Source organism: Asticcacaulis sp. (genome assembly GCF_027484505.1).
GTDB lineage: Bacteria > Pseudomonadota > Alphaproteobacteria > Caulobacterales > Caulobacteraceae > Asticcacaulis.
Map to the genome: position 1 here is coordinate 1 of NZ_JAIXSV010000141.1, position 7,313 is coordinate 7,313.

A 7,313-nucleotide genomic window follows, 5' to 3' on the forward strand; every position below is an offset into this window, starting at 1 on the left:
ATCTGGTGGAGCGTTTCTTCAATAAGCTCAAGCAGTTCAGGGGAATTGCCACACGATACGACAAAAATCCCCTTAACTTCCTTGCCGCTGTCAAGATTGTAGCCTCTCGCATCTGGATTAAAGCGTTATGAGTCTACGGCCTAGACGGTCAGACGGCCAATCCGGCCTTATGGCAATCGTGGCGCACATATATCGGCGTCGTACGCCAAGACGATCAATTGCTGTCTGGCAGCCTCGCAGACAATATTTCATTTTTCGACCCGGACATAAACATGGAAAGGGTTTGGCGGGCGGCCATCCATGCTGAGGTCCACAACGACATCCAGAAGATGCCCATGGGTTACCTGACCTTAGTCGGAGACATGGGGTCTAGTCTTTCGGGAGGTCAGAAGCAGCGCGTTCTGCTTGCCCGCGCCTTATATCGCTCCCCGCAGATCCTTGTTCTGGATGAAGGAACCGCTAACCTCGATCCAGTCACCGAGGAAACCGTTTCAAACATGGTCGCCAGCCTATCGATAACCCGTATCGTCGTTGCGCACCGTCCGGCATTGGTCGAGCGCGCAAGCCGCGTAATTCGCGTCCATAGTGGCGAAGTCGAAATCATCAGATAACCCTGCCGTTGTGAATTAGATGTCAAAAACGTTCCCGTTCACTCCACAGGCCACACGGTACGGCGCATCGCTCGGACATCTGGGTGATGAGATATTGGTCAGGTTTCCGACACGTCGTATAAGCGAGGCCCGCGTCATATGGATCAACCCCCGTTGGGTTGTTGAAGACGAACCGCGTACCGCTCAGCAACGTGAAGAATGGTTGCTTGAATCCTTTGGTGTTTTTGCGGAATCCCTACCTATCGAAGGCTCAGTGCGTTTTGGGGCTAACGGCTTCCTCGACGCCGACCGGTACGGCGGAACAGGCGGGGCCGTCAACGGTGGCAGTGGAAGGTGCGCATCGCTGAATGGCTACAACGCAAAAGGCATAGGCCCAACCCCGTTGGTATCGAGGTTTAGTGATGCGCAGCATCGCAACGGCCTCATGTCTCTGTCCGAAGCTATCCGGGAAGTTATATCTTCGGAAGTTGCGAATGAAGAGTTGCCCTGTGGCGCGGTTCCTACTCTCGCCATTATAGATACCGGCGTAAATTTCAGGGCGCCCCAAGACGGAAAAGAACACAGGGCAGCGATCGTCGTTCGGCCGGATTTCATTCGCCCAGCTCATTTTGAACGCAGCATCTTTTTCGGCGACAGCGGGCATGCCGAGAGCCATCAGTACAAGGATGCGACGCGGGTAAAACAAGCCATCAGGCACACGGCTAGTCGACCCGACACGTTTCCGACCTTGAAAAAGATGTTCGTATCCATTGCGCGTCAACTTGGCGCGATGAGGGCAAAACGGTTGTGGCAAGGACAGTTCCTTACGTCGAATATTACAATTGACGGTGCGTTGGTTGATTTTGGAGCCTTCCGCTCTCTGCGCAACTGGCGCAGATTTTCAGGCCTTGCTGGAGAACAATTTGGAACAGAGATACGTCAACTAAAGAGAGCATTCCTATCACTGAGCTTTTATTTTTCGAAGTACGCCAGTGACCTCATTGGATTACTGGATTTAAATCGCATATGGAGAGATATAGAAATTGCAGAACGTGAATCTTTTAATGAAACAATTGCTTCTGGACTGGGACTGAACAAACATCCTGATACTGCATTGGTTTTCGAAATACAGGAACAAATTCAGTATTATTATATGCTACAGCAGGCCGCGACACTGGGAGACGATGTGCAACATTCAACCTCATGGTTGAGCCGTCTTCTGACCAATTTTGACGAGCAAGAATTTATTGCCCCGGGACAAGAAACAGCGACTGCCAATGACATTGCGCGCTTGCTCAAGCATGCCATTTGTCAAAAAGAGAACGAAACAATGAGCATTACCAAGTCTCTTCATTTTTTTAAGCCTAGGCATCATTTAAACCTTATGAGGTTAAATTTATCTTCTGATTACATAGAAAAAAATTTATACACGATGTAAACTTTACAAAAACAGATATAGAATTGTTCATAAATAAAAAAATTATACAATCCGTTCGAAACTGGAAGGGTCTGCCAGATACGATTGAAATTTTATCGACACGATCAACATTTTCGAGTCTGTACATTTTTTCGCGCGATATTCGAACGAAACGCAAACTATTTCTATCCAGACAATTCAATGATGGTCAAGCCGTCTGGTCAATCTGTTCTTAATCAATAAGCACACATTGACAGGAGGCAAACCCAAATGAATCATGGAAGCAGTATAGTATTCAATTACGAAAATAGCGATAAAGAACAGATTTTTTCTGCAAATTTAGGCAGGGCGATTCGAATTTTATCAAGTTGTCAATGCCGACAATCAAGCCTTTCGGAACTAGCGCCGTATCTTTGGCCAGCAATTTTATTAGATCAGATTAGATTTTTATATAATTCAAAAGGTATTCCCGTTGCATTTATTACATGGGCATACCTGACTAACGATGTAATAGATACAATTACATCTAATCCATCATACGTACCAGATGTAAGCGAATGGAACGAAGGTGATCAGTTCTTTATAATTAATATCACCGCTCCATTTCGTAACGTTAGGTCAATGGCACGAAAAATGAGATCTTTATACTTCCCAAATTTACGGCGAATATGTCGAAATCGTCGCGGATCAACAAAATATATTAACATAAGAGCTTAATTTTTCCAATAACGCTCATTTATTAATTTTTACCGCGAACTTAACCTCGATCCTTGCCAGGAACTAACCCGCCTAAAGGGTATAATGGTGCGGACTGGTAGTGCGCCAAGAGATAGCTTTATCCCTGTGATTGTGCAGCCGCCTTTCATCATCTGCAGAGCGGTGAGCTTTGGGTGTTGTCGAGTTGATCATCCTTTCAGCGCGCACCTGAATAAAGCCGGGGTAGAACCGGTTCGATAACTGACCATTACGCAGCACTCAGCCAAAACTTACCAACCATTATTCATCCGCCTGCGAAAAAGCCGCAAGAATAAATATTCGGCTTTTAAACCAATATTTTTGGTTGAGTTTGCGGTCTAATCCTCGCGTGAAATCAGATCATGATACTTGATCAACTCCGGTACAGTACGCACCCCCATCTTGCGCATAAGGCTGGCGCGGTGGAGCTTGACTGTGATCTCGGCAATCGCCAACGCACCCGCTATCTGCTTGTTCAGCAGGCCGGTCACAACGCCGTCCATCACTTCACGTTCACGCGGCGTCAGCGTGTCATACAGTCGCTGAGCGGCACTGCGCTCATCCGAACTGAATCTCCGTTCACGCGCCAGTTCCAAAGCTGAATTGACCGCATCCAGGAGGTCCTGATCCCGGAAAGGCTTGGCAAGGAAATCAACCGCGCCGGCCTTCATGGCGTGGACCGTCATCGGGATATCGCCGTAGCCCGTGATAAAGATGACAGGCGTAAAATCCCTGCGCTCGGCCAGAAGCTTCTGAAACTCAAGGCCGCCCATTCTCGGCATGCGGACATCCGTGATAATGCAGGCCAGTTCATCGGCCAGATCCAGTTCAAGCACGTCCTGCGCGCTTTCGAAGCCGCGCGTCGCATAGCCCATCGAACGAAACAGATCGTCTATGGCATTGCGGACCATAGGATCGTCATCAACGATGATGATGACCGGTGCACCTGAACCCTGCATGTCAGGCTTCCTTCTCACGGCTCTGGATGTTGCCAACATATTGATACCCCGATTGCCCCTGATAATCTCCGCGCGTCAATGGCCGTCAGGCCGTTTTGACGCCACTGGAATGGAAAAGCTGAAAGCCGCCCCCGTCTCGCGGCTTTCCACCGAAAGGACGCCCTGATGGGCTTCGATGATGGATTTGCAGATCGCCAACCCCATTCCCATGCCTGATGCTTTGGTCGTCACCAACGGATCGAACAGGGCGTCGCGCACCGCCGCAGGAATACCCGGTCCGTTGTCGCGCACGGCAACCGTCACCTGAGACTCTTCAACAAAGGACTCGATCTCAAGCTTGCGGCGATGTGCCGGCAATTTGACCATGGCATCCACCGCGTTTGTGATCAGGTTCAGCATCACCTGCTCCAGTTGCGTCCGGTCGCCCATCACCCGGTACTCTTCGCAACTCAGCCGCGTTGTAACGCTGATTTCGGACATGACTGCCTCCGCCTCGGTCAGATGCAGAACGTGCCGGATCATCGGGTCCACGGCCATTTCTTCAAACGTCTGCGGCACCTGCCGCGCAATGGATCGCAGCGCCTGAATGATCTTGGTGACCCGATCTACACCGGCCCGGATACTTTCAACGCCTTTCAGGGCATTGGGCAGGTCAGGCCGGGGCCGTTCCAGCCAGCGACGGCTGGCATCGGCGTGACTGGCTATCGCCGACAAAGGCTGGTTGATTTCGTGTGCAATCGAGGCCGCCAGCCCACCCAGAGTTGTCAGTTGAGAGGTCCGCGCCAGCTCGGCACGCGCCGTCAACAGAGCGGCCTCACTCCTCGCCCGTCGCTCGTTCTCCTGAACAAGCTCGGCGTAAAGCGTTGCGTTTTCAAGTGAAATGGCTGCCTGAGACGCCAGCAGCTCGATCATGGCAATCCGGGCCGGGGCAAAGACACCGCCCGCCAGATTGTTCTCGAGATAGACGACGCCAGTCAGATCCCCGCGTCGGACAATGGGCACGCAGAGAATGGAGCGCGCGCCCGTCACGGAGCCGTGCAGGCCCTGAAAATCTGTGCGCGCATCCGCCAGCAGAAACGCCTTGCGGGTCGCCTTGACCGTATTAAGGATGGTGGCGGGCACCACATGAGCACTATCCTGCCCCATTTCACGCTTCACGCTGAGCTTGCCATCCGTGATCGTCCCACTGGCCTCTACAACGGGCGTTCCGCCGCGCATCGTCATCAATGAGCCAAAATCGGCCCCGGCATGGACGATCATATCGCGCATCAAGGAGCGGACGAGATTATCAAGAAGTATCTCTTCGGAAAGTGCCTGCGACGTGCGCAAGGCCAGCGACATATCGAGGCCATCATCCGTCGCCAGCGGACGGTCTTGCCGGGGCACGGCGGCCCCGAACTCCTGCGCCAGCTGTGAGGTCTTGGCGGCCGCCCCCCACTGGCCATAAAGATCAGCAGCGATATCCGTGTGATGCGCTGCCGTAGAACGAATGCCCGCCGCAAACAGGTGCCGCCCTGCCCGCTCATGCGCCAGAGCCTGCTCGTGAATAAAACCGGCCTTTTCAGCCGCAGAAGCGGCACGCTCATAAAGAGACAGGGCCCGCAGGTCCTGCCCTGAAAGGCGGGCGATTTCCGCGTCGATCAGGAACAGTTTGTTCTCAAAGGTGAGCGGGTTAAGGTTAACCCACTGCGCAAATTTGACGCGCAGGGGTGCCATCTTTTGCAGCGCCTGCGGGCGGCTGATCTCGTCTTCGGCCTGTGCGGCAAGCGCCAGGGCCAGAAAGAAATCGCACCACGCCGTATCGATATGCGCCAGCAAATAGGAGGTCAGACCCGAAGCTTCCGCCAGTCTGGATACAGAGGAGTCAAACCTGCCCAGCCAATAGTCGGCAATGCCTAAGTACAGATTGACCCAGAACCGGGTGGTCACGGCGACATTGCCATGACTGGCGAGATCCGGTGCCATATCATGCCCTGCGTTCATAAGGCTGTGAACCAGATGCTGCTGACCTCTGAGCAGCAATTCAATGTCGCGATAGCCAAACTTCTGGGTCAGGGCCAGTGACGGCGTCAGGTCTTCGGCCACGCGCCACAGGGGGACGCCCATCACCAGCAGGTCCGAAATCAGATGGTTGCGGGCGTAGCAGATCATGCCCGCATCACCAGCCTTGTCCGCCGCACTGATCGACTCATACACTTGGGTAAGGGCGTAGGACATGGGCTGTTTCCACACGCAGATCTGATCCACGGCGGTCAGAGCGGAGGTGCGCTGCGCATCGTAGCCGTGCTTTTCGACCAGTTCGAGCGCGACCTGACTATAGGCGTATCCATCCTCATAAGCGTCGTACATGGCCGCAATCATGGGGCCGTACCAGCCCAGACCATAGGCCGATTCCGGTGCTACCCCGTGGCGGATCGACAATTCGACAATGGTGGCCAGATGCACAAAGCGCAGGCCATCCGTCGTAAAAATAGAGGAAATCAGAGTGGACAGCAGCGCCATGGCGCTTTGCATCTGCGGGTCTGACATCGGGGTCAGTTCACTCAAGGCGGCCACCGGACGCCCGGCAAGCGCCTGTTGAACGCGGGCATAGGCGCGATCAATCGTCTCAGCCGACGGATAGCGTTCCAGCGAGATGCCCAGCGACGTCAATCCAATGAGTGCCACGTCGATCGCCGCATCATAATCGGACTGAAGCGTCAGATAGTGGGCCTGAAAGCGCCGTGCGGCGGCTTCCTCGATGCCGGATTGCGCATGTTGAAGCAGCCGCGTGATCACTTCAGCTGCCGCCTGCGTCTGGGCATCAGCCAGCAATATTTCGGCATAAGCCACATGGATATTGAAGGTCAGCGCGTGAGACGCCTGCCACCACGTTTCGGACATCAGGCGCAGAGCAGCGCCCAGATAGCGTTTTGCCTGCACGATGCCGCCGGACTGTCGGACCGCGGTGGCGGCATCGTACAAGACCTTTGCAAAGATCAATTTCTGATCCGGTGAAAGCGCTTCCGGATTGGCGCGCTCGATATGGTTGGCGATGTCAAAAAGCCCATCGTCGGTGGGCCTGGTCGGCTGAGCGAGCAAAAGGTCCGCAATACGCGCGTGAACCTCAGATCGCTGAAGGTCGGTGGACAGGCCATAGGCTGCCTCGAACACGCGGTCGTGGACGAAGGCATAATCTGCCGTCTCTTCCACAAGCAGTCCGCTGTCGATCAGTGGCCTGATCTGACGCCGCAAGGTCGCGGGCTCTATCGCCATCAGGGCACACAACAGGTCCGTGTTCACCGTGCGCCCGACACCGGCCATATGGCGCAGCAGATGTTGGGTCTCCGGCGGCAGACTGGCCAGCTTCTCCGCCATGAATGACGCAATATCTCTGGGGGCAGCAGCCCCCTGAGACCCGTCGGGCTGCCACGACCAGCTTTCCGACAAGGGATCGAAGCGAATAGCACCGGTCTCCAGAAGAGTGCGCAAAAACTGGTTGATAAAAAACGGATTTCCGGAGGTGCGCCGGTGGATCATTTCACCGATATCGCCCATCTGCGGCACGTTACCGGGCAGTGAGGCACGGATAGCCCGGCGGGTGTCTTCAAGCGAAAGCGGACTGACGACCAG

General features: G+C 54.0%; 4 protein-coding genes and 2 pseudogenes. 4 read left to right on the forward strand and 2 right to left on the reverse strand.

The window, feature by feature from the left end; translation table 11 throughout:
* The 4 genes and pseudogenes from Q0072_RS09095 to Q0072_RS21910 form a co-directional block, all read left to right on the forward strand.
* A pseudogene (locus Q0072_RS09095) lies at positions 1-131 on the forward strand (IS5/IS1182 family transposase); the annotation flags it as partial.
* Between the two features lie 24 nt (positions 132-155).
* A pseudogene (locus tag Q0072_RS09100) lies at positions 156-611 on the forward strand (ATP-binding cassette domain-containing protein); the annotation flags it as partial.
* A gap of 19 nt (positions 612-630) precedes the next feature.
* Positions 631-2,028, forward strand: coding sequence for a hypothetical protein (locus Q0072_RS09105; protein ID WP_298328789.1), 1,398 nt, complete (start codon positions 631-633; stop codon positions 2,026-2,028).
* A 249-nt stretch (positions 2,029-2,277) separates the two neighbouring features.
* Positions 2,278-2,724 carry a toxin-activating lysine-acyltransferase gene (locus tag Q0072_RS21910; protein ID WP_366941795.1) on the forward strand — a complete coding sequence of 149 codons (447 nt, stop codon included), beginning with the start codon at positions 2,278-2,280 and terminating at the stop codon, positions 2,722-2,724.
* Positions 2,725-3,080: 356 nt separating this feature from the next.
* Here Q0072_RS21910 and Q0072_RS09110 read toward each other — a convergent pair whose 3' ends face one another.
* Together Q0072_RS09110 and Q0072_RS09115 are read right to left on the reverse strand one after the other, a co-directional pair.
* Positions 3,081-3,701, reverse strand: a complete 621-nt coding sequence (locus Q0072_RS09110; RefSeq protein WP_298328791.1) for a response regulator — start codon at positions 3,699-3,701, stop codon at positions 3,081-3,083.
* A gap of 75 nt (positions 3,702-3,776) precedes the next feature.
* On the reverse strand, positions 3,777-7,313 hold a 3,537-nt coding region (locus Q0072_RS09115; protein ID WP_298328794.1), incomplete at its 5' end, for an ATP-binding protein.